The sequence below is a fragment of the Sphingosinicella rhizophila genome, assembly GCF_032378825.1.
Lineage (GTDB): Bacteria > Pseudomonadota > Alphaproteobacteria > Sphingomonadales > Sphingomonadaceae > Allosphingosinicella > Allosphingosinicella rhizophila.
Genome location: NZ_JAVUPU010000028.1, coordinates 1 through 515 on the forward strand (window position 1 = coordinate 1; position 515 = coordinate 515).

Below are 515 nucleotides of genomic sequence, written 5' to 3' on the forward strand. Positions count from 1 at the left end.
CCTATCTCAGCGTCCATCAGACCGGCAGCAGCTCATTGCGGATGCCAGACGGCACTCGGAAAAGTGCTAGCAGGATGTTCATTCCATAGAGCCAAGCGAACGCCCCAGCGGCGAACTTAAGCCCTCCAGAAACTCCGTCATTAGCCAGTCCGAAGAAGAATGCTGTGAACGCAGCGAACAAGCAGAAAACCATGCCGTGTAGGCTGCGCAAGTCATAGCGCAACCTTCGTTCGTGCAGGTCCCGCTCAATCCAGAACCGACCACGGTCGTAAATCACCATCGCAAGCCAGTTAGGCCCGAATGGGTTGCGCCAAAGGGGGTCGTCGAAAGCAAGATAATCTGAACCACGCTCGCTCACGCTTTTCTGTTGCTTCGCCAGCAACTGCTCCACGTGGTCGAGCGCGAGCGCATCAGAGCTGACGCCATCCAGCGGGACGGAGCCGCGTAAGTGCCAAACGAATTCCAACATGCTCGGCTATGGCTAGAGCATGATCATCTTAGACTGAACCATAACC

At 55.9% G+C, this 515-nt stretch carries 1 protein-coding gene; it reads right to left on the reverse strand.

What is annotated here, in order from left to right; translation table 11 throughout:
• Positions 1-16: 16 nt before the first annotated feature.
• Positions 17-469: a hypothetical protein gene (locus RQX22_RS19250; protein ID WP_315728830.1), complete on the reverse strand. Its 453-nt coding sequence runs from the start codon at positions 467-469 to the stop codon at positions 17-19.
• Positions 470-515: the final 46 nt, after the last annotated feature.

Bases quoted from the DNA above. Each gene is read 5' to 3' on its own strand.
- RQX22_RS19250 (WP_315728830.1), bottom strand. From the start codon at position 469: ATGTTGGAATTCGTTTGGCACTTACGCGGCTCCGTCCCGCTGGATGGC.